Annotated in this window: 23 protein-coding genes and 1 pseudogene; 16 read left to right on the top strand and 8 right to left on the bottom strand. The window is 47.9% G+C overall.

The window, feature by feature from the left end; translation table 11 throughout:
• The first annotated feature begins 154 nt into the window (after positions 1-154).
• Together DFR28_RS11755 and DFR28_RS11750 are read left to right on the top strand one after the other, a co-directional pair.
• Complete coding sequence (locus DFR28_RS11755; RefSeq protein ID WP_113954497.1) at positions 155-724, top strand: hypothetical protein; 570 nt, start codon at positions 155-157, stop codon at positions 722-724.
• A gap of 58 nt (positions 725-782) precedes the next feature.
• Positions 783-1394: a YceH family protein gene (locus DFR28_RS11750; RefSeq protein WP_113954496.1), complete on the top strand. Its 612-nt coding sequence runs from the start codon at positions 783-785 to the stop codon at positions 1392-1394.
• A gap of 81 nt (positions 1395-1475) precedes the next feature.
• Here the strand turns inward: DFR28_RS11750 and DFR28_RS11745 are convergent, their stop codons facing one another.
• The 4 genes from DFR28_RS11745 to DFR28_RS11730 form a co-directional block, all read right to left on the bottom strand.
• On the bottom strand, positions 1476-2369 hold the full coding sequence (locus DFR28_RS11745; protein ID WP_113954495.1) for an alpha/beta fold hydrolase: 894 nt from the start codon (positions 2367-2369) through the stop codon (positions 1476-1478).
• Between the two features lie 47 nt (positions 2370-2416).
• Complete coding sequence (locus tag DFR28_RS11740) at positions 2417-3982, bottom strand: class I adenylate-forming enzyme family protein (protein ID WP_113954494.1); 1566 nt, start codon at positions 3980-3982, stop codon at positions 2417-2419.
• A 146-nt stretch (positions 3983-4128) separates the two neighbouring features.
• Entirely contained in the window at positions 4129-6375 is a 2247-nt protein-coding gene (locus DFR28_RS11735; protein ID WP_113954585.1) for a TonB-dependent receptor, read from the bottom strand.
• 168 nt (positions 6376-6543) lie between these two features.
• On the bottom strand, positions 6544-7980 hold the full coding sequence (locus DFR28_RS11730) for a sodium:solute symporter family transporter (protein WP_113954493.1): 1437 nt from the start codon (positions 7978-7980) through the stop codon (positions 6544-6546).
• Between the two features lie 120 nt (positions 7981-8100).
• On the opposite strand from DFR28_RS11730, the gene DFR28_RS11725 reads away from it, so the two are divergent.
• The 5 genes and pseudogenes from DFR28_RS11725 to DFR28_RS20065 form a co-directional block, all read left to right on the top strand.
• Positions 8101-8847, top strand: coding sequence for an SDR family oxidoreductase (locus DFR28_RS11725; protein WP_113954492.1), 747 nt, complete (start codon positions 8101-8103; stop codon positions 8845-8847).
• 145 nt (positions 8848-8992) lie between these two features.
• Positions 8993-9628, top strand: a complete 636-nt coding sequence (locus DFR28_RS11720) for a TetR/AcrR family transcriptional regulator (RefSeq protein WP_113954491.1) — start codon at positions 8993-8995, stop codon at positions 9626-9628.
• Positions 9629-9955: 327 nt separating this feature from the next.
• Complete coding sequence (locus DFR28_RS20070) at positions 9956-11983, top strand: extracellular catalytic domain type 1 short-chain-length polyhydroxyalkanoate depolymerase (RefSeq protein WP_113954490.1); 2028 nt, start codon at positions 9956-9958, stop codon at positions 11981-11983.
• Between the two features lie 80 nt (positions 11984-12063).
• Positions 12064-12720, top strand: coding sequence for an NAD-dependent epimerase/dehydratase family protein (locus tag DFR28_RS11710; protein ID WP_113954489.1), 657 nt, complete (start codon positions 12064-12066; stop codon positions 12718-12720).
• A gap of 12 nt (positions 12721-12732) precedes the next feature.
• Positions 12733-13190 (top strand): annotated as a pseudogene (locus DFR28_RS20065) (delta-class carbonic anhydrase); the annotation flags it as partial.
• A 94-nt stretch (positions 13191-13284) separates the two neighbouring features.
• On the opposite strand, the gene DFR28_RS11700 reads toward DFR28_RS20065, so the two are convergent.
• The 4 genes from DFR28_RS11700 to DFR28_RS11685 form a co-directional block, all read right to left on the bottom strand.
• Complete coding sequence (locus DFR28_RS11700) at positions 13285-13671, bottom strand: tellurite resistance TerB family protein (protein WP_113954488.1); 387 nt, start codon at positions 13669-13671, stop codon at positions 13285-13287.
• A gap of 132 nt (positions 13672-13803) precedes the next feature.
• On the bottom strand, positions 13804-15351 hold the full coding sequence (locus DFR28_RS11695; protein ID WP_113954487.1) for a succinylglutamate desuccinylase/aspartoacylase family protein: 1548 nt from the start codon (positions 15349-15351) through the stop codon (positions 13804-13806).
• Positions 15352-15585: 234 nt separating this feature from the next.
• Positions 15586-15801, bottom strand: a complete 216-nt coding sequence (locus DFR28_RS11690; protein WP_113954486.1) for a helix-turn-helix domain-containing protein — start codon at positions 15799-15801, stop codon at positions 15586-15588.
• Positions 15802-15809: 8 nt separating this feature from the next.
• The gene (locus DFR28_RS11685; RefSeq protein WP_113954485.1) at positions 15810-16331 is read right to left on the bottom strand and encodes a DUF2975 domain-containing protein; all 522 of its coding nucleotides are present in this window, start codon (positions 16329-16331) and stop codon (positions 15810-15812) included.
• Between the two features lie 73 nt (positions 16332-16404).
• Here DFR28_RS11685 and DFR28_RS11680 point away from each other — a divergent pair, with 73 nt between their 5' ends.
• The 9 genes from DFR28_RS11680 to DFR28_RS19845 all read left to right on the top strand — a co-directional run bounded on the left by DFR28_RS11680 (position 16405) and on the right by DFR28_RS19845 (position 25762).
• Positions 16405-16749 (top strand): hypothetical protein, encoded by a 345-nt coding sequence (locus DFR28_RS11680; protein WP_147251012.1) that lies wholly within the window; start codon positions 16405-16407, stop codon positions 16747-16749.
• A gap of 350 nt (positions 16750-17099) precedes the next feature.
• Positions 17100-18194 (top strand): DUF3592 domain-containing protein, encoded by a 1095-nt coding sequence (locus tag DFR28_RS11670; protein ID WP_113954482.1) that lies wholly within the window; start codon positions 17100-17102, stop codon positions 18192-18194.
• A 34-nt stretch (positions 18195-18228) separates the two neighbouring features.
• A complete protein-coding gene (locus DFR28_RS11665) occupies positions 18229-18927 on the top strand; it encodes a cupin domain-containing protein (protein ID WP_113954481.1) in 699 nt (232 codons plus the stop codon).
• A 131-nt stretch (positions 18928-19058) separates the two neighbouring features.
• Positions 19059-19976 (top strand): glutathione S-transferase family protein, encoded by a 918-nt coding sequence (locus DFR28_RS11660; protein ID WP_147251011.1) that lies wholly within the window; start codon positions 19059-19061, stop codon positions 19974-19976.
• Between the two features lie 118 nt (positions 19977-20094).
• The gene (locus DFR28_RS11655) at positions 20095-20784 is read left to right on the top strand and encodes an ATP-dependent zinc protease family protein (RefSeq protein ID WP_113954479.1); all 690 of its coding nucleotides are present in this window, start codon (positions 20095-20097) and stop codon (positions 20782-20784) included.
• A gap of 1 nt (position 20785) precedes the next feature.
• Positions 20786-22282 (top strand): inactive transglutaminase family protein, encoded by a 1497-nt coding sequence (locus DFR28_RS11650; protein ID WP_113954478.1) that lies wholly within the window; start codon positions 20786-20788, stop codon positions 22280-22282.
• A gap of 8 nt (positions 22283-22290) precedes the next feature.
• Positions 22291-23247: an alpha-L-glutamate ligase-like protein gene (locus tag DFR28_RS11645; RefSeq protein ID WP_113954477.1), complete on the top strand. Its 957-nt coding sequence runs from the start codon at positions 22291-22293 to the stop codon at positions 23245-23247.
• 249 nt (positions 23248-23496) lie between these two features.
• Positions 23497-24873 carry a hypothetical protein gene (locus DFR28_RS11640; RefSeq protein WP_113954476.1) on the top strand — a complete coding sequence of 459 codons (1377 nt, stop codon included), beginning with the start codon at positions 23497-23499 and terminating at the stop codon, positions 24871-24873.
• 247 nt (positions 24874-25120) lie between these two features.
• Positions 25121-25762: a YajG family lipoprotein gene (locus DFR28_RS19845; RefSeq protein WP_211316970.1), complete on the top strand. Its 642-nt coding sequence runs from the start codon at positions 25121-25123 to the stop codon at positions 25760-25762.
• Positions 25763-25803: the final 41 nt, after the last annotated feature.

The raw sequence follows: 25803 nt of genomic DNA, 5'->3' as shown, positions 1-25803 counted from the left end.
CCTCGCTAGCAAATCAATCGAAGGCTCTGGCCTAGCGCACTATTTTTGTGCGCAGGGTTGGTTTGGTTGCTCGTTCAAAGTGCCATCAGATTCCGTCACAATTGAGTTATAGTTATCAACTCGATTTTCTTGAACAACTGGAGTATAGAAATTAATGAAATACCTAGCTAAGCGGTGTGTGTTTATTTTATTTAGCCTAGTGTCACAAGCGTTTGCAGTATCGCTTGTTAGCGCCGATACCAACAATGCTTCGGTAGATTCAGCCGAGGGCTACTTTGCGTCGCTTAATGCGCTGTGTGGCGCTGAGTTTAGAGGCGAAATGACGTTCCCAGTTGAAGGGCAAGATGATTTCGCAGGTAAAGTCTTAGTCGCGCGCTTTGACGCATGCAGCGCAGACGAAGTGCGTGTGCCATTTATTGTTGGAGAAGACCGGTCGCGTACTTGGGTATTTAGTCGTACTGAATCAGGTTTACGCTTAAAGCATGACCACCGTCATGCCGATGGGACGGCGGATGAAATCACTGATTATGGCGGCGACTCGACCGACAGCGGAACCATCTTAAGTCAGTCATTTGCGGCCGATCAACACACTATAGATTTAATACCGGCGGCGGCCACCAATGTTTGGACGGTGTCATTTAACACGCAATATGATGAGCTGACGTATCACCTAGAGAGACATGGCAAGCCGCGTTTTACCGCAGTGCTTTCGCTAGTTGACTAGCCCGCATTGTTACGTTTGAACTTGTAACCACATTTAACCAACATAGTGACATAAAGCCATGATTGAAAATCAATTGACCGTACATCAAGCTCGGGTATTTGCCTGCTTAATGGAAAAGCATTTAGCGACGCCGAATAATTATCCGTTAACGATCAATTCATTGGTGTTGGCGTGCAACCAGAAGAGTAACCGTGAACCGGTTATGAGTTTAACCGAAGGTCAGGTCGGTCATGTAGTCGGCGAGTTGGTTGCGTTAAACTTGGCGCGAATTGACTATGGCGATCGCGCCAACAAAATAACCCATCGTGGGCCAGGTGAATTGAAGATCGATCGCCATGGCCAAGCGGTAATGGCAATGTTGATGCTACGTGCACCACTAACCCTCGCTGAGATCAAAGCGCGTACTGACCGCATGGTTGAGTTTGATGATCTTGATGCGGTGTCTGTGGTGGTTGAAGATCTTATGCAACGCGAGCAACCGTTGGTAATGCTCATACCGAAAGGGCCTGGTCGCCGAGAAGACCGTTATACGCATCTGTTATGTGGTGAGCCTGATCTGACTCAGCTTGACAAGGTCGCGACGCCAGCAAAAGTGCCTAATAGTGACAAGTTGGCTGAGTTAGAGGCTCGAATCGAGCAGCTTGAGCGGGCCTTAGAAAAACTATCTTAACGCACCAACTTAATTAAGCGCCCGCAGGAGGGCACAGCTATCCGGTGCGGTTTAATCTTTGATGGCGTGGGTATCTAGGTATTAAATGGGGTTAGCGAGGCCGACTAAAAAATCTGTGATCGCGCTAAATGCTTCGGGCTCCGTCAGCATAGGAGCGTGCCCGACCTGCGGCACTAGCGCTATGTTTAAGTCTGGTTTTTTGTGACGCATTGCCTCAGCTAATTGGCTCGTGAGTAAGTCGGACAACTCGCCGCGAATCAATAACATCGGGATATCGATTATCTGCTCGAAAAGCCCCCACATATCTGGCGGTGTTTCGTCATAGTCGGTACTAAAAGCTTGTTTGATATTCGCGTCATAAGCCAGCTCTGGAATACCTTGTGTGTTTTCAACAAATAGCCGTTCGGCAAAAGCTTGCCAGTCAGCAGCGCTGGCGTTTGGAAAAGCAAACTCATTGATTAGTTTAGTTTGTGCGATCGCATCGTCCCACGATTTCACTGGTGCGAGCTGGCCTACATAACGCTGTAAACGTTTGATCGCGGCGGGCGGAACTTCAGGGGCGATGTCATTGATGACCATGGCTCGAACGGTGTCGGGCCGATACGCCGCCATTAACATGGCAATGATTCCTCCCATTGACGTGCCAATCGCAATCACTGAATCAACATCTAAATGTTCAAGTAAGGCAAACATGTCATGCATATAGACCGCTGGCGTATAATTCTCAGGGTTGTCGTCGTAGTCTGACCGTCCTCGGCCTCGCTGGTCTACTGCGATCAAACGAAAGCCCCCTGGTAATGCCACTTTGAGAGCCGAACAAAGCGGTGCAAAATCAGCTGAATTGCGAGTCAAGCCGTGCATGCACAAAACGGTGGTCACGGGCGCTGAATTGGTTTTAGGTGATGAGCCGTAGTCACGAGCATACAGGCTTAGTTTATCTGCGCTGGTGTACCAAACGTCGGCGTAATCATTCATAGAGATTCCTGGCGAAAGTTCTGCTGAGGAGTATTCGAATTAGAGTATCAAGGATACTGCTTTGTCGCGAAGGTATTTCGAAGCTCGCGCTTGAGTACTTTTCCGTTAGGGTTTCTCGGCAGTTCTTCTACAAAGATAACATCGGCAATTCGTTGTTGCTTACCGAGGCAGCTATTCGCCCACTGCAGCAAGCTCTGTTGGTTTACGCTGTTCGGGTTGTTGGGTACGATCAGCGCGATCGGTGTTTCGCCCCATCGCTCACTGCTAGCTGCGATTACCGCAACGTCGTTAACGTCGCCATGTTCGATTAACACCGCTTCGATGTCTTGAGGATATATGTTCTGGCTACCGGACAAAATCATGTCTTTTTTGCGGTCGACAATATATAGAAAACCTTCTTCATCAAAATAGCCGATGTCGCCGGTGCGTAACCATAGCTTGCCTTGTGGGTCGGTGTAGCTGGCATCTTGGTTGGCATCGGGCCGGTTTAGATAGCCGGGCATGGTGATTCGACCGCGCGACACAATTTCGCCACTTTGGTTGGCATCCAGCTCTTGGTTATCTTCGTTAACAATTCGGATGTCGGTACCGATAAGAGGTTTGCCAACTGACGACCAGCGTCCTTCGGATTGCTCTGGCTCGATCGTTGTGATGACGCCCTCTGTTAAGCCGTAGAGCTCAATGATTCCGCAGTCAAAGTGTTTGAAAATTCGCTGCTTGAGCTCGGCGTGTAGTGGTGAGCCGCAGCTCATCATGGCCTGCATGCTAGAGAGGTCCCATTTGTTGGTATTGGCTTCTAGTTGTTCCAAAATACGTTGGAATTGAATGGGTACCATTGCCGTGTGTGTGATGGACTCAGTAGCAACTGTGGTTAAAAATTGTACAACGTTGAATTGCTGATGGATCACCAACGTGCCACCAGCCAGCAAGGTTGTTAGCATTGCGACCCATGAAATATTAGAGTACAGACCCAAGGTCAGTAGCGTTTTACTGTTGCAGTGGTAGCGCAGTGCGATGGCTAAATCATAAGCCCAATCTCGTCGTCCGGCATGGTTATGTACAATGCCTTTGGGAAGGCCGGTAGTACCTGAGCTATATATAATATTGAGCTCACTTGTGTCATCAATAGTAACGTCGGGAAGGGTGGTTGGTTGATCGTAAAGCAAGTCTTGCCATGCTACCCAAGGTTGATTCGTTGGTGAATCGCAAACTTTGATCAAAATGCTGGTTGGAAGTTGGCCCGCTAGTGCTTCGATTCGTTGCTGTTGGTCGTGACTCACGACGATGGCGGTGACCTTGGCATCGCTCAACATTCCAAGTAATGCATCATCGTTGACCGATAGGTTAATGGGAACTGATACTAAGCCGGCCGCCATGCAACCCATTAAAGCGCTGAGCATGGGAATGCCGTTCGACATAATGATTCCGACCTTGTCGGCGGGTTGAACACCTTGTGCAAGCATTCCGTGAGCGAACTGATGGTATGTCTCGGTAAACTGCCGCCAAGTGAGGCGTTGGTTGTGACAAATAACCGCATCTTGCTGAGCGCGCCACTTACCGTGTAGCGCTAGTATTTCGGGTAATAAAGGGCTTTTCGCTTGAAAATGATTCATACAACTCACGTAGATTATTGAGCGCCTAAAGCCAACGCTATTTTGTTAGTGGCGCTCAGGTCGTTCCTTATAATTAATAGTGGTGGCCTAGCTACTCGTCAGTTTGGACGAATAGCTAGGTACTTCAGGTCATCTATGGTGCGACGTTAATAACGATATCCAACACTTAGGCTAATCATCCGCGGATCGCCGTAATAACCGACGACAGTATCTTCGCCGCCAAGACCTGGCCCGGCAGCTGTGGTTGCAAAGTTGTAGCCGGCTAGCCGATATTCTTTATCACCGAGATTTTTGCCTTGTAGTGAAACCCAAAGTTTTTCATCAGGAGAGGTAAACGTAAGACCGGCATTGAATAAGCTGTAGGCCTCTTCGTCGAGCGCTGATGGTACTTCGAATATTTGCGTGTCGCTGCGATACGCGACATTGCCGGTGAATGTCATGGCCCAATCTGAAAAGACTGTTCGGTTGTAGGCAAACCCAAGATTGATCGACGTGTCCGGAGTATTCGCGAAGTCCCATAAATTAGACACATCCACTAGCTGTCCGCTGGCTGGGTCGGTGGTGGTTACGCGATCGAACTCTGCGTCTAATAAGCCAACTCCTAGCGTCGCGGTTAGCGCATCATTAACCGCGTAGACCATTTCTAGTTCCACACCTTGGATACCGGAATCAGCGGCATTTAGAACGGTGGAAGCGAAGTCCGCGCCGCTATCGATGGTGCGTTGAATGGTCACCTGTTGGTCTTGGTAGTCGGCATTGAAATAGGCGATGTTGGTACGTAAGCGATCATCGAGTAAGTCTGCTTTGAAACCTATCTCAAACGATCCGACGGTTTCGGGGTCGTAAGGATCAAAGCCTGATGACAGTTGGTCGGTGCGCGCACGCATGTCGAAGCCACCTGATTTAAACCCTTCACTGTAGCTAGCGTAAATTAAGTTGCCGCTGTCAGTACGGTATTCAAAACCGATTCGCGGTGAGAATTCTGACCAGTCTTCGCTGCCGGTAGCGTCGGTTCGCACAATACCTGGTGCCACTGGTGGGTTATCGAAGTCAACGACTTGAAAGAGATAGAGCGTGTTCTTTGCAAAGGCGACTTTTTCATCTTTGGTATAGCGTCCGCCAAGGGTCATTGACCAGCTATCATTAATTGTCCAATTGGCTTGCGCGTATGCTGAGGTACTGTCGGTTTCGACACAGCCTTCGGTGGTCGCGGTGAGCGGCAGTGTGCCACCAGCGAATTCTTCTAACACCGCGTGAAATACCCCGCAAGCTTCGCCAGTGTAGTAATACAACCCACTGACTAAATCCCAATTTTCACCACTATAATTTAACTGAAACTCTTGCGTGGTTTGGTCATCTTCATAAATGGCCGGCACGTCGAAGGAACGTAGTGCGGTATTGTCGAAATCTATATTGGTGTCTGAATAGCCTTCACGGGTTGCTGAAATTGAGCGAAATGTTAGAGAGTCGCTAATTGCCCACTCAGCGTGTAATGCATAGCCTTCGCTTTCAACATAGTTGTCGGTTGACATGCCGGCGCGTGTGCTGAATACATCGTCTAATACGGGTTCGCCGGTTAAGTCACTTGGTGTTAATCGATGTCCGCCTTTGGCGTTGGAATTGTCTTCGGTGCGGTCAGCGGTGAATCTAAATGAGACTGAATCTGATGGGTACCATTCTGCCGAAACACGTCCAGCTGTCATGTCTTTATTATAGTTCTCTTCACCTAGGTTGATAAACTCGCCGAAGCCGTCACGATTCAGTGTTGCAACAGCGCCGCCAATATAAAACTTATCTTCTACGATTGGCGCTGCGGCGGAAAGCTTGAGGTCTCGCTGAGAATAGGACCCCAGTTTGGCTTCAACCGAAAAGGCATCAGCATCACGTAGTTTTCGCGTAACGTATTTGAGTGCACCACCGATGGTATTTTTGCCATATAAAGTGCCTTGCGGTCCGCGCAGTACTTCCACTCGCTCGACATCGAGGATATCGAGCACCGCACCTTGCGGACGAGCAATGTAGACATCGTCTACGTACACACCAACACCTGGTTCGAATCCCCACAACGGATCCTGCTGTCCTACGCCACGAATATAGGCTGTTAGGGTAGTGTTAGTGCCACGACTAACTTGCAACGTGGTGTTGGGTAAGCGCTGTTGTAGGTCGGTAATGTTTTCGATGCCCATTTCAGTTAGTGCATTATCGCTAAACGCGGATACCGCAACTGGGACATCTTGCAAGTTTTCTGAAATTCTTCGCGACGTAACGATGATTTCTTCAAGGCGACTGACTGATTCACCGTCGGTCGATTGGGCTTGTGTATTGGCTGATGCGGCTACGCAGGCTAGTGCTATCAGGGTTGGAACTAATCTGGGCGATGACTGCTTGGACATTGGTTTCTCCTCTGGAATGTGGTCATTATGTATTTTATTTTTATTGTTCATCGACACCGTCAAAAACAAGCATAAGACTTTATTTCAACGCGTGTTGAAATAAAGTCTACTCAACGCTTGTTGAAATGTCAACGATGGTTAGTTTGATAGATCAATGGTGCGGTTCTGTTATGACCCTGAAGTGATCTTGATTCTAGTGATTATTAAAGAGCCGCTCACTAATGCGACCGACACGCCAATGGCGATGGTCGCAGATACCGCTGGATTGGCCACGCCCAGAAATAAGTTCAAAATTAGGTGCAAAACGAGACCGCTTATCGCGGCTAGAAAAATCATCGATTTGGGTAGTTGGCCCTGATACAAAACGCCGAATAATAATGGTGCTGCGGAAGCGGCGGCGAGCCCATACACTCCTTTTTGCGCAAACAAGCCGATCAATGCTGGTGGGTTCCATGCCAATAACAATGCCACTACACCGACCACTACAAGCAATATACGCGACCACAATAAGGCATTTTTAATACCGCCAAATAGAGGGGTGGCAATGTCGTTTATAACCATGGCCGAGAGCGACACCAGTATTCCATCTAAGGTGCTCATGCCGGCAGCCAACAAGGTTAGGAATATAAACGTGAGAATGTATTGACCGACTGCGGAATCACCAAAGCGGAACAGTAAGTACTCCCGAACAACGGCATCTTGATTGTCGATTTCCAGTCCTGCGAAGCGAGCATAAAACCCAATGGCGAGCATCAGACTGAAGCAAAACCCAACAATTACCGTAGTGCCAATAAACTTTTTTATGTCTCGCTCACTGCGCAGGTACAAAACTTTGGTCAAGATGTGCGGTTGCAACATGAGCGCAAAGGTAACCACAAAGCCGCTTAAAAATACCGATACAAAATCAAAGTACAGGCGACTTTCTGGGTTATAGACGGCGGCGTAATTTTCACTCACGTTTTGCAGTGAATGGATGAACCCACCGTCAACAAAGCCAAAGCCATCAGCAAATAGAAATATCGCGATTAAGAGCATCATGCCGCCCTGCAGCGTGTTGGTATAGGCATGCGCATAGGTGCCGCCCATCAGCACGTACGCGAAGACGAACAACAAAATAACCACTAGTGCTTGCTTGTGGTCTATTGGGAATAGCCCAGTCATAAGTAGCGCGCAACCGACTAAAATTAATACCACAAACGTGATCGACAGCAAATTGATCAACGCGAAAAATAGTCTGAGTTCGCGGCTCTGGTAGCGGTGATATATCCACTCTGGGATCGTTAATGCTTGGTGCGTCTCGCCGAGACGTAGGAAGCCACGCGTGAGCACGACAAACGCGGCACAAATACCTAATGAGGCAGAAACGCCGTAATGTAAAAAGGCAGAGAGTCCGTCGGCATAGACAAAACCAGGGTTAATCACAAAGGTGGCGGTCGACGCAATTGAAGCCGCTAGAGTAAAGCCAATAACATACGGGCTCATATCTTTGTTGCCGATAGCAAAGCCCTTTAAATCACGAGTTCGCCGCATGCCAACCCAAGACAGCCAGAGTACAAACAAGGCATAGCCAATAGTTAGGGAATATTTGAAAATTTCGGGAGTCATGGTTTTTCTCATTAATTTTTGTGATCAAACTATATTCAACGCGTGTTGAATTTGCAAATTAGATTAGGCAGAATAGCGGCCTTCTCGACTAATCTCCTAAGTAGGATAGGGTTCTCATTCATGAATATTGAAGGAAAAACAGTAGTGATCACTGGCGGTGCCGGCGGTCTGGGTTTATCAATGGCGAGTGCCTTAGCCGCTAAGGGCGCAAGCATTGCTATTATTGATCTTGATCCTGCCTGTATCGCGACCGCGATTGAGGTTCTTCCAGCGGCCAAAGGTTATGCGGCTAATATTAGCGATGAAGAGCAGGTCGAGCGCGTGTTTGAGTCGATCAAGCAAGACTTTGGGTGCGTCGACGTATTGATAAATAATGCGGGTATTACCAATGATGGGCTAATGGTTAAGCAGCGTGAGGGTGTTGTTAGTAAAACACCGCTGGCAAAATTTCAACCAGTCTTAGATGTTAATTTAACTGGGTCATTTTTGTGCGCGCGTGAAGCCAGCGCCTTAATGATTGATGCTCAATCGTCCGGCTTAATTATTAATATTTCGAGTATCAGTCGTGCTGGGAATGTTGGACAAAGTAGCTATGCTGCGGCTAAAGCAGGCGTGGTGGCATTTACCTCGACCTGGTGTAAGGAGTTGGCAAAATATAATATTAGAGTGGTTGCGATTGCCCCAGGGTTTATTAAAACGGCGATGACTTCTAAAGTGCCGGCAGAGGTGCTGAGTAAAATTGAACAAACCATTCCGCTTAAACGACTCGGCGAGCCGAATGAAATTGCCTCGGGTGTATTGTTTGCGATCGAAAACGACTATTTTAATGGGCGAGTCTTAGAGATTGATGGCGGACTAAGGCTGTAACGGTATGCTGCAACTGTAGCCAATAAGCAGCTTCAACAGTACCGCTAAATTGACAGTATGGCTATATTGATAGTGCGGCTAAATTGACGCTGCTAGGTGCGCTCCATATAATGATCGACATCTTCCGACGTACTAGTCATTCTCAGTGTCAGCAACTCCCTCAAAAAGTGAACGAATCTTAGATGCTGCCGAATCATTATTCGCAGTGCATGGCTATGATGGCGTCACAATGCGTCAAATTGCTAGCCATGCCGATGTCGACGTCGCATTAGCTAATTACCATTTTGGTCGCAAAATCGACGTATTTAACGCGGTGTTTGAACGTCGTGCTGAACTTCTCAATAGCTCTCGGGTTAACGCCTTAAGAGCTTGTCAGCGTGATGCTGGCGAAGCGGGACCAAGTGTTGAACAGATTATTGAAGCGTTTTTGCGACCATTGGAAATGGCGCAAGAAACCACGGACCCCGGTTGGAAGAACTATTTAGCATTGATTGCATATGTCAATAACTCGCCGGTTTGGGGTAAGTCGATGATGTCATCGATGTTTGACAAACTGGTGCAAGAGTTTATCGACGCGTTAAAGAAAGCGTTACCAAACGCTAAAGATGACGATATTTATTGGTGCTACCAAAATCTTTCGGGCGCTTTAACTCTTACGTTTGCGCAAACTGGCCGTATCGATAAACTGTCCAACGGACGTTGCCGGTCAGATGATTTTGAAGCCGCCTATGGCACTATGATTCCATTTATCGCGGCAGGCTTTATTCGAGTCTGTGGGTAGTTGGTATATTTGATTATCTCCGCGTTCACTCATATTGATACCCTTCAATAACACTGAATGTCGCTCTGTTGCAGCCTCGCGATCTAGCGGCTCTTACTCCTTCATAATAATTTAGCGTCTGCCATTCACCGGCGTGGTAAAAGTGGCTAGCTTGACTATTCAACAAGTGTTGAACTATATTGCCTGTCAATTCAACTCTTGTTGAATTCACGAGCTACCTTAGAAAATAGAGCAAAAGCTCAGCGCTAGGGCGGTCACTGGTTTGCTGTGTATGGCGGATTTTTGCAGCGACATTGCAGGCCAACTCACCATAAGGAGGAACTATCTATGTTCAAGAAACAGTTAATTTATGTTGTCGCCGTGCTGTGTGCGGTCGGGAGTCTGAGTCAAGCCGCCTTCGCCGGCAGTTGGCAGCAAAACGTGGCGATCGGCGGTTTTAATTCGGTCAATATTTATACGCCAGATACCGTGTCTTCAATTGGATCAGGCAAAGCCTTGATGCTGGTTTTGCATGGCTGTGTTCAACCAATTAGCAACTATCTCACGGCTAATTTAGAGGACGCCGCTGAGCAGTATGGCATGGTGGTTGCCGTTCCTGATGCTATGAATAAGGCGGGCTTTAGTTGTTGGTCGTACTGGCAAGGCGCGGTGAATCGTAATTCCGGAGACTATGCTAACTTAGTCTCGCTCGCGAATACTTTGAGCAATGATCCGCTGAGGAATATTGATCCTGAGCAGGTATATCTAACGGGCTTGTCGTCCGGTGCGGCTTTCGCTGCACAAGCTGCTTGCGCAGCGCCAGATGTGTTTGCTGGAGTAGCGCCGAGCGCTGGTCCGACCATTGGAACCAGCTCAAATGGGGCAATATCAAGCTGTGAGGTGGTGAGCCCGGCAACCTTTAGCTCTCGCTGCACTGCATATGCTGGCGCCGCTTCTTCGCACTTTGCAACGCAACTCGCTGTGGTTGGTCATGGCTCAGCCGATACCACGGTTAACACCTGCTATAACCAGCAAAACGCAAATGGCTATGCGCAGCTCTATGGTGTTTCAGCAATCGCTGGGAGCAATCTTGTCAGTGATGGTGTGGGTCACACTGCCCAAGAGTCGCGATGGTCGGACGATCGTGTCGCGATGTTGTGGTTCGATGGTCTTGATCACTCATGGTCAGGAGGAGACGGCGCATCAGGCAGTTATGTTAGCGGTGAAAGTATCAATTTCGCGTCTTACCTAGCCAGCTATTTTGCGCAACACAATTTACGCGTTGACCGAAACCAACGTCCCGTCGTTAGTGGTTTAAGCGCTGTGTCGGGGTCTGGGGTATTGTTGATTACTGGCAATGCTAGCGATGCTGATGGCAGTGTATTGCAAGTAGCGCTAAGCGTTTCAAAAATTGATGCTAATCCGCCGGTGCTGACGCAAACCATCAACACACCTGTTGATGCGGTAACTGGTGACTTTGCGGCGCAAACTATCGCGTTGGCTGACGGTCTCTATCAAGTCATTGCACGCGCTGAAGACAATATCAACGCACTGGGTGAGTCTGTTGAAGTGACCGTCAGAGTTGGACCACCGCCGCCGTCGAGCCCGCCAACACTCAGTGACCTGACAGCGTCAGTTGTTGGTCAATGCGCGACAATTGCTGGCACCGTAATTGATGTGAACCAAGATTTGAGTTCAGTTACCGTGACCTTTGCTAACGGCCCAGTGGTCGCCGCCGTGGTTGAAGGTAGCCAGTTTTCAGCAAGCCAGTGCGACCTTGCTGGCGGCTCGAATAGTGCAACCGTGGTTGCGCTCGATGGCGCTAATTTGAGCAGTACGCAAACCGTAATTTTTCAAGTCGATGCTGGCATAACGGGTGACTATAACCTGCATATTTCGCAAGGGCATATTACCTGGGGCGTCGGCTATTCTCAGTGCTATTTAGCGTTTGGCACGGCTAGTTTTACCATGCGTGAAGTCCCAAACGGTCAATCACAATGCCAATGGGTGGCTGATGCTGAGCCAAGTTGTGCCGGCCCTTTGCAAGTTTGCTCTGGCGGTGGTGGGGCGCTAGATACTGACGGAGATGGTGTTGCTGATAATGTCGACAACTGCCCAGTCGATGCCAATAGCAACCAATCAGATACCGACGGCGATGGCATCGGTGACGTGTGTGACAATTCCTCCGGCGGGGGAAGTTGTACTGAGATTACGAGTAGTAATTATGCGCATGTCGCGGCAGGGCGGGCTACTACTTCGGGTTACTTGGTCTACGCGCTCGGTTCCAGTGACTATCTCGGCTGGTACAATACCTTTACCGTGCGAACCCTCGCCGAAACCAGCACCGGCTACTTTGAATTGGCTAGTTGCCCCTAACCGCCGGTGGTGCTTGCGAGAGGTTCACTCATTGTGTGGTAACGTAGCTCCCTCGTTACTTAGACCCTCAATTGCCGAAGATGATCGAACCAAATAAAACCGCCATTGTAATTGGTGCGACTGGATTAATTGGCTCGGCTATTGTGGCTCAACTTGAGCGAACGGATGCATTTAATTCGATCGTTACGCTAACTCGTCGGCCGGTTGCATTCAACGGCAATAAGGTAGTCAACCATGTTGTTGACTTTGACCGCTTAGGGGATTTTTCCAGTCTGTTCAAAGGCGATGTACTATTTTCCTGCTTGGGTACTACGCTTAAACAGGCTGGCTCAATTGAAGCGCAGCGCTCAGTCGATCTGGATTATCAACTGCAAGCCGCCGAGATCGCGTGTGAGCAGGGCGTTGCGCATTATCTTCTAGTATCGTCGAGTGGTGCGAATGCAAAGAGTGTGAGCCCCTATTTAAAGATGAAAGGCGAATTGGAGCAGGCGATTAAGGCTTTGCCGTTCCCGCGGATTAGCATTTTTCAACCATCATTATTGCTTGGTGAACGACAGGACACCAGAGCTGGTGAAGCACTCGCGAGCAAGCTGTTACCGTTAATCTGCCGACTGCCGGGTCTGCGGCGATATCGTCCTATTCGAGGCACTCAGGTCGCGCATAAGATGGTCAGTGAGAGCCTACAGGCAGGGGCAGGCACTTATACCTTTAAGTTGGAGCAAGTGTTTCCGGCGTAGTGGATTCAGGCGGGGACGAATCCCGTTAAGTTCGATCTCGCGCCGCCGGCTTCAGAGCTTAATTTGTGCAATATCTATTTCCATTCAAATGCTGAGCATAAGGCCGCGGATTTTGCTATCTATGCTGGTGACGGAAAAGATGGCCACGGTAGTGGGTATCAATGTGCTATCTCAAAATCGCTTTCGGATGCTGAATTGCAAACACCTGAAGGTGACATGTGCAAAGGTTTGAAACCAGGGGATACTATACTGGCACTTCTGTTGAGTTTATGGGATCAACAACCGGACCTAGCTACAGCGCACAAGCTTGCTCTCCACTGCAAGTTACTTGGAGCGTTAGGCCTCAGTGCGCGAAGCTTGACATCAACACCATTGGTAAATGGTGTGAGAGTAACGTGTTTGAAGAGGACCATGCGCACGGCGTAAGAAAATTGGTAACCGACCCGCAGTTATTGTCAGCAATCAACTAATTTCATACCGGCGACCTGTCTTAGCGATTCGTGTATTTGCAAAGCAGGAAGTGCAACGAAAAAGGGCGTATCAGAAACGCTCTTTTTTACTGGTTTAGAATTTTGTCTTATCGTTCTTAATGGTGATGACATCAACGATTCTTTCGATGTCCTCGTCGCTGACGGTGAATGCGTTCGCGTAGGCACGTAACAACACATTTTCAGCTTCGTCAAGCCTACCGTCGGCCATTGCGATATCAAACATGTTTGCCATCGCTACACGTTGTTGCTTTTCATTGAGAGAGGCCGCGACCACAGCAATACAATCCTCTAACGGCGTATCATTCCAGACCGCAATTGCGCTGTCCCAATCTTCCGAAGTAGTGAAACCATCTAAACGATTAATAATGGCGACTTCGTGAGCATCAAGTTCGCCATCGATAGCGGTAATGGTTATCGTGGCTAGCAGTAATGCCGCTTTAGCTGGAATATGTACAGTCATAATTTGTTCTATTTAAATAACAAAAGGTAAAAATTGACGCGGTTGGTTTCATGCTAATGGCAATTAGAACCGATTCAATACTCAATAGTTGAGTATAGCTTAGAAACCGCTAGTGAAAATGCGATACACGGATCACTCGTCAGGATCGGCGGTCGGTAATGCCATGTCTTCGATTGGATTTGGTTTTGACTCTGGCTCCAATACTGGGTTGTCACTATTGTTCGGCACGGTCTCGTCGATGAGTTGTTCTGCATCGTTTGCTGGGCTCGCTAACTCGCTCGGCGCTGATGTTTCGTTGCTGGTCTCTAGCGAAATGTCTTCTGGTACTAACTCTGGTGGTTGGGCTGCTTCAACGATCGATGATTTTAAGCCAATATGGTACGCAGCAAAGCCTTGATACATGACTTGATTCAGGGCCATACCGATGACCCTGCCGTCGAACGGCGCGATGATTTTGGTGGTTTTATTAGTGATCGGGTCGCTGAGTAAACCTAATACATTGCCTTTACGCACGGAGTCACCTAGCTCGACCTTGCTAAATAAAATGCCGCCCTTGCGTGCACGGATCCACGTTGATTGATAAAAAACCGGCTCTTCGCTGCGTTTCCAGAATGGCTTGGGAGTAGTCATCCCTAGCGAATCTATGGCGCTCATGATGCTTTTAACACCTGATTCAACCGCCTCTTTTTGCAAATTATTCGGTGCACCAGCTTCAAGCGTGACTGCCGGAATGCCGAGGTCTGTGGTGGCACGACGAAGTGTGCCTGACCCGCCCTTGCTTTGCAGCACAACGATTGAGCCCATTTTTTCTGCTAAGGCTGCGACTTCGGGAATTAATAAATTTGCTCGAATTTGTGGCAAGTTGGTGCGGCTCAAAGAACCCGTGTGGATGTCCACCAAAAAGTCGCAATGTTGCACTACCTGAGTGAAGAACGAATACGCTATACGTGATGCGTAACTGCCTTTCACATGGCCTGGGAAATAGCGATTAAGGTCACGTCGATCGGGTAAGTAGCGATTGGCGCGTTGAAAGCCCTGTAAGTTGACTATCGGCACACCGATTAACGCGCCAGATAGCTTTTCGGGGTCGACTGAGTGGATCACGCGTCGCACCATTTCGATGCCATTTAATTCATCGCCATGTACGGCGGCGGTTAAGCATAGCGTCGGACCGGGGTTGGCCCCGTTCACCACGAGAACCGGAACTTGCGCCGAGGCGTCAACAAACGTCGCTTCAAACTCCCATTGCAATAGCGTTGCTTGATTAGGTTGAACCGTGGTGCCGAGTAAATGAAGTGGCATTAATACCGGGCCGCTGGGCTCTAGTATTTGCTTGGCTTCTATCGCGCTCGCTTGCTCTGCAAGCACGGGGTCTGATGCGACTTCCGTTTGGGTTGCAGAATTTACTGGCTCAATGGCTGTTGGAATTAATTCGGAGCTTGTGCTTGGGTCGGTATTGGCAGCATTCGAGGCCGGAACGCTAGGGCTGTCTAACGGCGCTGTCGGCGCAATAACTGCTTTAGCTGGCGCCGTATTGTCGAGTGGCACCGCCGCTGAGTTAGACTCGCTCGCAGCTTGGTCCTGAGTTGGTTCGGTTTGCGCCGACACAGTGTGAGAGCCAATGGCTAGTAGCAAGGCTAGGGCCGAGCTATGAAGAGTGCTTTGAGTGAGAGTTGTCATGCTGTGGCGAATGTCTGTTTGACGTCCAGTAACCTAAATTCTTGGCCTATTATGCCTGACTCAAGTGTCCGCAATGTGTCTATGTTACAAGCGGTAACGATATATTTATAAGCCGGTAACGCAATGGATAAAGCGCTGCTGATTTGGGTTCGTGGCCTATGGCTGAAACGGCCTAAAGTCGTGTATTGTTGTTTGGATAGTGGCGACGCTGGCCGCCTGCCATGTGTCGCTGTGCTAGTTAGCGTCATCGTCAATATAAGACAATATGTCGCCGGGCTGACATTCCAGTATTTGGCAAATTTTGTCTAAAGTCGTGAATCTAAGACCCTTAACTTTACCGGTGCGAAGCAATGACAGGTTTTGCTCGGTAATGCCGACTTGTTCGGCTAACTCCTTACCTTTCATTTGTCTTTCAGCTAAAACCACGTCGAGTCGAATACGAATAGCCATAAGATTCTCTATATGAATTGCTGATTTTCAAGTTTTAGTTGTTCGCCAGCCAGCAAGATATCGCTTACAACCCAAATAATCAGCGCTAAGCTAATTGAGCGAAGTTCGTTGCTGCCCATGGTGATGGATAAGATTTTTTGCCCTGCGGGATGATTCCACGACAGCACAACACTTAGGCAGGCATGAAATATCGGCGTCAATAATGTTTGGGCCAGCAGGCATTTAGCAAAGCTACGCAGATTTTTGGTGTTTCGGTAAGTGAATAACTCACCGCGGGCAAAGTTAGTAAATGGTATGCGGAGAAAGTAGATGCCCAACCAGCCGATACTTGCGTAGGCCACGCCCAACGCCCACACCACTATCCATTGCTCACGGCTTACTGACTCCCAGCTTATTGGCAGGTTTAAGTTTTGCTGTGCTAACTGGCTCAATATCGGTAGTTGAAATAATAGATAGCATGCTCCTATTGGCAGTAGCAGCAAGGCGATAAGACACGCCCAATAAATAATCGTAGAAAGTTGTTTAGTCATTATAAAAACCTTGAAATGATTGCTTAACAGCTATAAATTATCGTTTTACAGTAATCAAATCAAGAGGATTTGTATGAGGCTCAATTTACGTCTATCGTTTTTTTGCTTACTTATGGTAGTGCTAAGTTGCAGTGCGCAAGCACTTACCGTCGGTCAAGTGCAAGGCATTTGTGCCGAATATGACACAAGCTGTCGTGACAATCCTTTTCTACAAGCTTATGTCGGTGGTGGCTTAGATATGCTCGCAACGCTAAAAGAGCAAGGTACGCTAACTGGAATTCAATTGTGCGAGCCTTCCGATGAGCTATTCGATGTGGATAAAATATTGGATTTTCTAAGCTCGGCCAAAGACGATGCTAAAGCAAAAAACGCCATGCATCAGGTGATTTCTTATCTACAACGCGAGGGCTCATGTTGAAATCGTGCGAGATTTACGCTGTTCGAATTAGGCTGCAGCTTGTCGCTTTCATATGTTCAGTAGCGTTCATTGCGTCGGCGTGCTCGTTTCAGGGAACATACGATGCATTTCAGTATAACAACCGTTTAGCTTGCCAAGGACTGCCTCCATCTGACTACGAGGAATGCTTGGAAGGCAGTGATATGCAATATGAGGAATATCAACGACAGCGCGAGAAGTTGCAAAAATCATCCGTCGATTAGCCCCAGTTCGGCATCGTGATATCACCGCAATAGTAGACACTAAAAGATCAGACGCTATACTCCGACTCTAATTAAGTGAAACTATACCTTCCACTGCAAGGAGTTTGCATGTCTATTATTAAATCGCCCGGTCAAAAACGAAAAACTCTGGTGCAGATTATTACCGCGGTTTTTTTCGTGCTGGCGGTGTTACTGATTTCGAGCTTAACCCGCTTTGTGTCTCACGAGTCCTTGAAGTGGACCAGCAACGCTGACACGGCGACCGCTACTGTATTATCGATTACTGAGGAAACGGAAGAGTATCGAAACCTAAAAGGGCGCAAGCGTTATCGCGATCACGTGTGGCTAGCATATGAGTTCCAAGCCGAAGGCAAGACGGTTTCAGATAGAATCGATGTGAGTAATTTTTTTGAGCTGTCTGGGCTTGGTGAAGAGCTGACCGTGTTGTATCAGCCTGGCAATCCTGAGGAACACGCCTTGGAGTATCAAGTGAAATCCAAGCAACGCAATGACTCACTCACCAGTTATGCTATTTCGACATTACCATTTTCTGGCGGCGCCGCGTATTTTATGTACTTGCTGCTGGGCTTTGTGTTGGTTCGTGAATCGAAGAAAAAGTTGCCAGAAGGTTTCTACACTGAATCTAGTTGGTTAGATGTTGACGACAAATATGTGGTCGCGATCGATCAAGGCAACTTAGTGTGTTTTGATATTAATAAAAAATGTCTGCGTGACGTACAGGGTGCATTTCAAAGTGGTCGATCAATCAACGATTTGGTGCATTTGAGTAAGCACAGCAAGATCACGTTGTTACCGTTGGGCGAGATTACCCAAATCAGCACAGATCATAATTCTGATGTCATTTATGCGACGCATGACGACGAGCTGCACTCGCTGGAGTTTCTCAATGTGAAAGTTAAAACGCATGCACTAAAGCGAATTTTAGCGGCGGTTCCCCAAGCTAAGATTTATGTTAAGCGCGAACGCACCCGATTAGAAGCCGCTCGCTTCTCATTGATTTCGCTGTTGATATTGTGCGCGGGCGCGTGGTTTATCGATCACTACGTGATGTACATTATTGTCGCCATGATTTTATTTGTGTGGACCCTGCCAACACTGTTCTCTCGATTGTGGGACCCGCATGTCACACGCAGCTGGTCGGTCGAAGCGGTACCTGAAAGTACCGCGACGTCCAGTAGTTAATACCGAGAAACTCGCTGGGTAGTGCTGACTGTTTATGGATATTAATGCCGATTTTCAGGCGCTGGCGGTGGTGCATTCTGCTGAGCAAGAATGGGTCAACTCGCCGATGCCTGGTGTTCTGCGACGACCGCTGGAACGTGTTGGTGACGAAGTCGCCCGTGCTACCTCGGTTGTGCGTTACGCTCCGGCTAGCCAATTTTCAGCTCATAGACATGACGGTGGCGAAGAGTTCTTGGTGTTGGAAGGCGTGTTTCAAGATGAACATGGTGATTATCCGGCGGGTTCTTATGTACGCAATCCGCCGGGTACTAGTCACACGCCAGGGTCACAAACAGGATGCACTATTTTAGTTAAGCTCTGGCAGTTTGACCCTAGCGATACACAGCAAATACGACTAGTCTCAGCGTCAGCAAGTATCGGGAGTGAGTCTCCAGCGTCTGCGACTAGCCATAATCAGTTGTTTGAAAACGAATTCGAGTCGGTGTCGATACAGTATTGGCGTGCGGGCTTCACGCAGACCTTCGCGTGGCCCGACGGAATCGAGCTGTTTGTCCTTGACGGTGAATTGCAAGTCAATGGTCATTGCTTACGAGAAGCCAGCTGGATAAGACTGCCGTGCGGTACGCAGCTCGAGGTAATCGTTGGCGGTAGTGATGCCAAGGTCTGGGTAAAATCTGGCCATCTGCGGCAAGTAACGGCGCAACTAGCACGCCTGGCGCATGCTAACAGCTAGCGGTCGTTGGATCTAACCGCCGCTAGGAATACGCTATACTCAGGCTTCAACTATTGTGTGACCACAATAATTAACGCTACCGACTTACCTCTACCGACCCGCTACCGACTTAAAGTCCCAGGAGTTGCTGCTTGATTTTACATCACTATGATTTATCTCCTTATTCTGAAAAAATACGCTTAATGTTCGGTTATACGGGCTTGGCATGGCAATCAGCTATTTCGCCACCAATGCCACCTCGGCCAATAGTCGACCCTTTAGTTGGCGGTTATCGGCGGATTCCTGTGGCGCAAATTGGCGCTGATCTATTCTGTGATACACGGATTATAGCGGCCGAGATTGCGGCACTTAGCAATCGTCCTGAGTTAGCTTACACTGGTTGCTCCTCGCAAGCCCAATCGTTCATTGACCAAACCTATTCCGAACGGTTTATGGCTATTGTGCAGACCGCCGTGCCGAAGTCGGTACTTGCGATGTTAGTTACGCGCTACTGGCCTTGGCAGATAGTTAAGTTGATGAAAGATCGAGCCGGAATAGGCAAAACATCGAACATGCCTCGTGTGAAACGTAGTGATTTGGAAGTCCGACTCGATCAATTTAAAGCGGAGCTTGAACAGCAGTTGTTGGCCCATGATTTCCTGTTTAGTGATACCCCTACGTTAGCCGATTTTGCCGCTTATCATCTAGTGTGGTTTGCTGACCTGACCCGGCCGGGAGTGTTTCTTGATGGTTGCGATAAAGCGTTGGCTTGGCAAGCTAGAATGAAAGCATTCGGTCATGGTAACAAGGCCAAGATCAGTCGTGATTTCGTGTTTCAGACCGCCTTAGAAAGTCAGCCGCGAGGCTTAAGTGCGGAGTTATTAAGTCACCCTGATGTTGGCGCAAGTGTCAGTATTGAGCCTAATGACTATGCGCGCGACTCCGTGACCGGTTTGTTGGTGGGCGCTGATGACAGTCGTTGGGTAATTGCACGCCACACTAAGCAATTTGGTATTCTGCATGTGCACTTCCCGACCTCGGGCTACCAACTCACCACTAATGGACATTAGTCACGCCGATGACGACGGTCTTGTGTCATTCGCTAACATCTATTTAAATTGGCTTACCACTATTCATTTTTTGCAATAGTCGATACCATAAGCTGCAAAAGTAAATAACGACCCCGCAATGTTCAGACTGACTCTTCCACTCTTAATAGCCGTCGGCTTATCCGGCTGCATTTCGCAACTTGATCCTGACCCGCAATATGCGGTCGAATTAGAGCGTGTGGAAAGTCGCTTAGACGGAATGGAAAGTCGTTTGGCCGATGCGTTTGAAGAAAGCTGTCAGAAGAACATTAGTACTCTTTCTGAAGAATTGAAAAAGCTCGAAACCGTCAAGGAAACTACGAAGATTGTTGATCGTTGTGTTAGCCCGGTGCAAGCTCCCAAAGTCGTTAAAGACGGCAAGCTAATAATGGGGGAGGTCGAGCGCGTCAAATTAATAAAGGAAGACTTAAGATTCAACGCGCGGGTTGATACTGGCGCGGATACATCGTCGCTTGGGGTTTATAATTTAAAGCCCTTTGAGCGCGACGGCAAAGACTGGATTCGTTTTACCTTAAGCACCAAGAAAGATGCTGAGATCTACGAATACCCAGTGTTTGATACGGTTAGGATTAAACAAAGTGGCTCGATCACCGAGGACCGCTTTGAGATCAAGATGGATGTGCTAATTGGTGGAAAAATCTACCGGAAGCAATTATTTAATCTCGCGGACCGACGAAATTTGGATTATCAAATCTTGATCGGTAGAAGCTTTATTCGTGACATAGCGGTGGTGGATGTGAGTCGCAAATTGATATTACGGAGCAACTAGTTTGTCAGCCAGAGGCCCATTTCTATTTCTAATCTTTACGCTGATTGCGGTTGGTCTGACCAGCATCTACTATCGGCACGTCGAAAGTGGTGTGCCGTTAACCACTGGTGAGCAGATTACCCTGTGGCAGATAGAGGCAGAGATCAGTTTTACTGGTAAGAATGATGCCGTCAGTGCGCAGCTAACCCTTCCGCAAGACCCTGAGTTTGAGTTGGTCGAAGAGTTTACCGCGTCGCCGGCCTATGGTGTGCATGTTCTACGTGAAGCGGCCGACTCCAAAGTGGTTTGGAGCAAACGCCAAGTTTCCGGTCCACAAACCTTGTACTACCAGGGCTTATTTAAAGAGAACCGTGATCAAGAGCGAGTCGACGAGCCGATTCAACGGCCCGAGTTTGAGCCTTGGCTCGAGCCTTATCAAGCCACGGCACAAGCCCTGCTAAACGATGCTTACGCAAAGTCGGGCAATCGAGAGTTGTTGGTAATGCAGTTAGAAAGTGTGCTGCAGTCTGATGATCAAAGCGTCGCAATGTTGTTGTCGCGTTATTCTCGAACCGAGGTGTTTTTGCAGTTGCTGGAAATGGCGGCGGTACCCTCTAAGCGAGTTGGTGGTTTGGTGCTTGAAGATGGCCGTCGACACCAGACGTTGGTGCCGTTAGTGCAGGTGTACATAAATCAGCAATGGGAGTTGTTCGACCTGCAGTCTGAAGGCCTAGATCCTGATCTGCCGGTTATTATTTGGCTGCAAGATTCGCCCGCGTTATTGGATGTGGTTGGTGGTGAAAACTCGAGCATCTCCTTTTCGATCAGTCAGGTTACGCGTAGTGCGTTGCAAGCGGCTAACGCAGAACTCGCTAATGGCGATCTGTTCAACTTTGGTTTGTACAACTTACCGATCGCTGAGCAAAATTTATTTAAAGGGATTCTGTTGTTGCCAATTGGGGCGCTAGTGGTGGTGTTTTTACGCGTGATTGTCGGCGTTAAATGCAGCGGCACCTTTATGCCAATATTAATTGCGACTTCGTTTATTCAAACAGAATTATTAAATGGAGTCTTGGGCTTTTTGCTGGTGGTATCAACCGGCTTAGTCATTCGATCCTATTTGTCGCACCTGAATTTACTGCTGGTGTCGAGGATATCGGCAGTGGTCATCGTGGTGATCGGAATTATCGTGCTGTTTACGATTATTGCTTTTAGGTTGGGGCTAACCGATGCACTTACCATCACCTTTTTTCCAATGATTATTATGGCCTGGACCATCGAGAGGATGTCCATTCTGTGGGAAGAAGAAGGCGGTCAAGAAGTTTTAGTTCAGGGCGGTGGCAGCCTGCTGGTGGCGGTGATCGCCTATCTTATGATGGACAATGCACTGATCCGTCATTGGGCGTTTAATTTCTTGGGCGTACACGCATTGATTATGGCCGCGATTCTGCTGATGGGGCAATACACCGGTTATCGCTTATCAGAGCTTCGTCGCTTCAAGCCTATGACGGACGACTAAGCGTAATCATGTTTAATTTTGCTAATCCCTTCGAGCTACGTCGGCGCGGCGTAATGGGTATGAATCAGCGCAATTTTGCTTATATATCGCGCTACAACGATCGGTCTATGTTCCCGAATGTGGACAACAAGTTAAAGACGAAGACCTTGGCCCTTGAGTATGGCATTGCCGTGCCTGACCTATTGGGTGTGGTGCGCATGCAACACGATGTGGAAGAGGTGTTCCAAATTTTGGAACAACATGAGGGGTTTTGTATTAAGCCAGCTAAGGGTAGCGGCGGAAAGGGCATTTTGGTCATTCTTCATTCCGATGAAAATGGTTATAAAAAGGCCAGCGGCGATTACGTTTCGCGTGATGAAATTGTGCGCCATATTTCAAATATTCTCGCTGGATTATTTAGTTTGGCCGGAGCGGCGGATGTAGCGGTGATTGAGGCGCTTATTGAGTTTGACCCGGTGTTCAACGGACTAAGTCATGAAGGTGTGCCGGATATTCGCATGATCGTGTTTAAAGGCTACCCAGTGATGTCGATGCTGCGGTTGGCAACTCATGCTAGTGACGGTAAAGCTAATTTGCATCAGGGCGCGGTTGGCGTCGGACTGGATATTTCGACTGGGGTTGCGCGATCGGCGGTGCAATATGATCGCCCAGTGAGTAAACATCCGGATACTGGCATGGACCTTAAGGCAATCCAAATTGATGGCTGGGAGCGTTTATTGCATTTGTCCGCGGCCTGCTTTGAAATGAGTGGTCTAGGATATTTAGGGGCTGACATTGTATTAGATAAGAACCGTGGCCCCTTGGTGCTAGAGCTCAATGCCCGACCCGGATTAGCCATTCAAATGGCCAACGGGATGGGGATTCTACCCAGACTGCGAGCTATTGAAGGGCTGACTCATCGACGAACGCAGAGTGTTGAGCAACGTGTTGAGTTCTCCATAAAGCACTTCAAACAAACTGATTAGTTGGGGAATATCGTGCATTCATCCGTTAACTTGATAAGCTAAGGGGTAAATGTTGGAACCTGATCTTGGTGTTTTAGACTGCTAGGTTTCAGCCAATGTCCGTAAAACTCAAAACGGTCATTGGCCATGAGAAGGAACGCTGGGGTCTGCACGCACTTTTTGATGGAGTACTCAGATGTTCTTCTTATGCCATCAATTCGTTTCGTGCTAGACTTTCGGCGAAATAAATGAGCCATTCCTCGATAAAACATGCCAAACGGAATTGAACAACCCAATAACCCGATCCTAAAGGCTGTGATTTTCTTAGTCTTGATATTTTCCCAACATACGGCTGATGCACAGTTTTGGAATGGACCTATTAATAAGATTTTGGAAGAAACAAGATGGGAAGCTTTTTCTCATCATTATATAGAGAATAAGGACGATTATCGTCAGGGTGGGTCTTCGCTTCAGGTAATAGAGGAATCTGCGCATACCGGTGTTACTGGCGGATACTTTGTAGATCGACCGGTTACTGTGACCTTTGAATACAAATACAACAGAGATAACCGCTTCGACAACGTTGACGAGTCCTTGGAAATTCTTTATGACTCACCCACTGGGCTAAAGGAATTGTCATTGCCGGACACAAATAACCTTTGGTGTACCAAGTCTTTCTACTTGAGTTTTGACCCTATGTTCGTGCAATGGAGTATTCTTTTTGCGGCCGGTTCAAATTCCGAAGTTCTGTTTGATAATTTTAATATAGAGCCGACTAATAACGTCCAACCAGAATCGTGCTCTGATTCAGCAAATAATAATGGGCAAGGATCTAACTTGCCCTCTAACGGTTTTACTCCAGCTTTAAGCGGTATAATTGGTTTACTGCTGAATGAAGACGATGGTGATCAAGGTGAACCTGCGATCTATGGTTACGTGCTTTTGCCAGAAGGCTTGCTTGCGCCAGTAGGCGGAGTCACCGTCGAAATACAAACTTTTCCGCTCGATTTCGACTTTAGTAGCCCATTTATCGAAACCAGTCAAATCGAGGTCACAATTCCAGAGGGCGCTTCCAGCATTCCCTATGAACTTCCATTTTTAGTTGAAGGAGACGCTGTCACCAGAGAGATTCAGTACAAATGTTTATCGGGTTGTACCGCATTGGATCTAGCTACTGGTGGTTTTTGGAGCACAGTCACTGGAACGACCGACTTTTTTGGAGCGAGTGACTTTGATGTCAATACCAGAACTGAAGTACCTATTGCACTTGAACCTGGAACACGTTATACCGGCACAATTTCTTTTCCAAACGGTTTTTTAGCAAGTGGCGGTGAACAAATAGTAGTAACTGTAACAGAAGTGGTCAGCGGATTTGGTATCCCTGAATCGTTCTCCTTTTTCTACTACCCTGAATCTGGAGACAACGAAATAATCTTTGATGTTGCTGCTCCGACCGATAGCACTTCAGAGCTCTGGCGAATTGAAATTCAGTGTAATAGTTGCGACTCTGGTCTGGTAGGAGACCCAACGTATATAACCAACATAGGCGCCGCGCCTCTTACGACATCGTCCAACCTCGCTGCAGTCTGGATCAAGGAGTTCGACCTTACTGGGTTCGACGTTGAATTGTTGCTTGGAGCGCCATAATTTTGTTATCTCGAGATAAGCATCAAGTTTTGGGGCTTTGGTACGTTGCGATGAAATTAATGGGGCCAGAGTGAAATTAATGAGTGTCCGCTTAGGGCAGGTTTGCGCCAAATGACCGGCTGTGGAATACTCAAAGCCGTTACGTAAAACACCTCCGTTTCGTTCGGAAGGGTTTCACAAGCGCGGGCTCGCAGCGTAAATTTTGTGCTCACTAATATTTCATCAATATTTTAGAAAAGGATAACCCATGAAAAAAATTCAAATTGTATGCCTGCTGGCTATTTTTACGTTAACTGGATGCGTAACAGGCACTCGAAATATTGATCTTGATATCCCTCAATACAGTAATGAAAAAAACGTGACCGGAGCAATCTATATTTCCGAAATACACGACAAAAGGGCGTTCGAACAGAAACCTCGAGCCCCTTCCACTCCCTCGGTTAAAGGCGATTTAAGTGCCACTTCTCAAGATAAGCTGTCAACCCTGATTGGCCGGCAAAGAAATGGCTATGGTGCTGCAATGGGTGACGTTGCGCTACCTGAAGGTCAAACCGTTCAAGACAAAGTTCGGGAGTTATTAACTATCGGCTTTGAAAGTCGTGGCTATAATGTAGTTGATGACGAAAATGCCCCTAATCATGTCACTGTCGACATAGCGAAATTTTGGGCTTGGTTTTCACCGGGGATGTGGTCGGTTAGTTTTGAGTCAGATTTGCAAACTCAAATTGAATTTGACTCATCTTCCGAAAATGTAACTGTCGATGTGACAGGCTATGGTATCAATAAGGGACAGGTTGCAAGTGACGCTAATTGGAAACTGGCTTATGAAAGGGCATACCTGAACTTTCTGGAGAATCTAGACAAGCTCCTTGACGAAAAAGGGCTGTAGCGGCAATCTGCTAATCACCAACAACGTGTTTTACGGTGCAA

Source organism: Arenicella xantha, assembly GCF_003315245.1.
Lineage (GTDB): Bacteria > Pseudomonadota > Gammaproteobacteria > Arenicellales > Arenicellaceae > Arenicella > Arenicella xantha.
Note: the sequence above shows the minus strand (reverse complement) of the source record. Positions and strands in the feature narration are given on the sequence as shown.

Excerpts from the sequence above, each read along its gene's own strand:
- DFR28_RS11710 (WP_113954489.1), top strand. The coding sequence starts at position 12,064 with ATGATCGAACCAAATAAAACCGCCATTGTAATTGGTGCGACTGGATTA.
- DFR28_RS11655 (WP_113954479.1), top strand. The coding sequence starts at position 20,095 with ATGTTCAGACTGACTCTTCCACTCTTAATAGCCGTCGGCTTATCCGGC.
- DFR28_RS11725 (WP_113954492.1), top strand. The coding sequence starts at position 8,101 with ATGAATATTGAAGGAAAAACAGTAGTGATCACTGGCGGTGCCGGCGGT.
- DFR28_RS11735 (WP_113954585.1), bottom strand. The coding sequence starts at position 6,375 with ATGTCCAAGCAGTCATCGCCCAGATTAGTTCCAACCCTGATAGCACTA.
- DFR28_RS11665 (WP_113954481.1), top strand. The coding sequence starts at position 18,229 with ATGGATATTAATGCCGATTTTCAGGCGCTGGCGGTGGTGCATTCTGCT.
- DFR28_RS20070 (WP_113954490.1), top strand. The coding sequence starts at position 9,956 with ATGTTCAAGAAACAGTTAATTTATGTTGTCGCCGTGCTGTGTGCGGTC.
- DFR28_RS11700 (WP_113954488.1), bottom strand. The coding sequence starts at position 13,671 with ATGACTGTACATATTCCAGCTAAAGCGGCATTACTGCTAGCCACGATA.
- DFR28_RS11695 (WP_113954487.1), bottom strand. The coding sequence starts at position 15,351 with ATGACAACTCTCACTCAAAGCACTCTTCATAGCTCGGCCCTAGCCTTG.
- DFR28_RS11685 (WP_113954485.1), bottom strand. The coding sequence starts at position 16,331 with ATGACTAAACAACTTTCTACGATTATTTATTGGGCGTGTCTTATCGCC.
- DFR28_RS11750 (WP_113954496.1), top strand. The coding sequence starts at position 783 with ATGATTGAAAATCAATTGACCGTACATCAAGCTCGGGTATTTGCCTGC.
- DFR28_RS19845 (WP_211316970.1), top strand. The coding sequence starts at position 25,121 with ATGAAAAAAATTCAAATTGTATGCCTGCTGGCTATTTTTACGTTAACT.
- DFR28_RS11740 (WP_113954494.1), bottom strand. The coding sequence starts at position 3,982 with ATGAATCATTTTCAAGCGAAAAGCCCTTTATTACCCGAAATACTAGCG.
- DFR28_RS11745 (WP_113954495.1), bottom strand. The coding sequence starts at position 2,369 with ATGAATGATTACGCCGACGTTTGGTACACCAGCGCAGATAAACTAAGC.
- DFR28_RS11755 (WP_113954497.1), top strand. The coding sequence starts at position 155 with ATGAAATACCTAGCTAAGCGGTGTGTGTTTATTTTATTTAGCCTAGTG.
- DFR28_RS11690 (WP_113954486.1), bottom strand. The coding sequence starts at position 15,801 with ATGGCTATTCGTATTCGACTCGACGTGGTTTTAGCTGAAAGACAAATG.
- DFR28_RS11645 (WP_113954477.1), top strand. The coding sequence starts at position 22,291 with ATGTTTAATTTTGCTAATCCCTTCGAGCTACGTCGGCGCGGCGTAATG.
- DFR28_RS11670 (WP_113954482.1), top strand. The coding sequence starts at position 17,100 with ATGTCTATTATTAAATCGCCCGGTCAAAAACGAAAAACTCTGGTGCAG.
- DFR28_RS11640 (WP_113954476.1), top strand. The coding sequence starts at position 23,497 with ATGCCAAACGGAATTGAACAACCCAATAACCCGATCCTAAAGGCTGTG.
- DFR28_RS11680 (WP_147251012.1), top strand. The coding sequence starts at position 16,405 with ATGAGGCTCAATTTACGTCTATCGTTTTTTTGCTTACTTATGGTAGTG.
- DFR28_RS11730 (WP_113954493.1), bottom strand. The coding sequence starts at position 7,980 with ATGACTCCCGAAATTTTCAAATATTCCCTAACTATTGGCTATGCCTTG.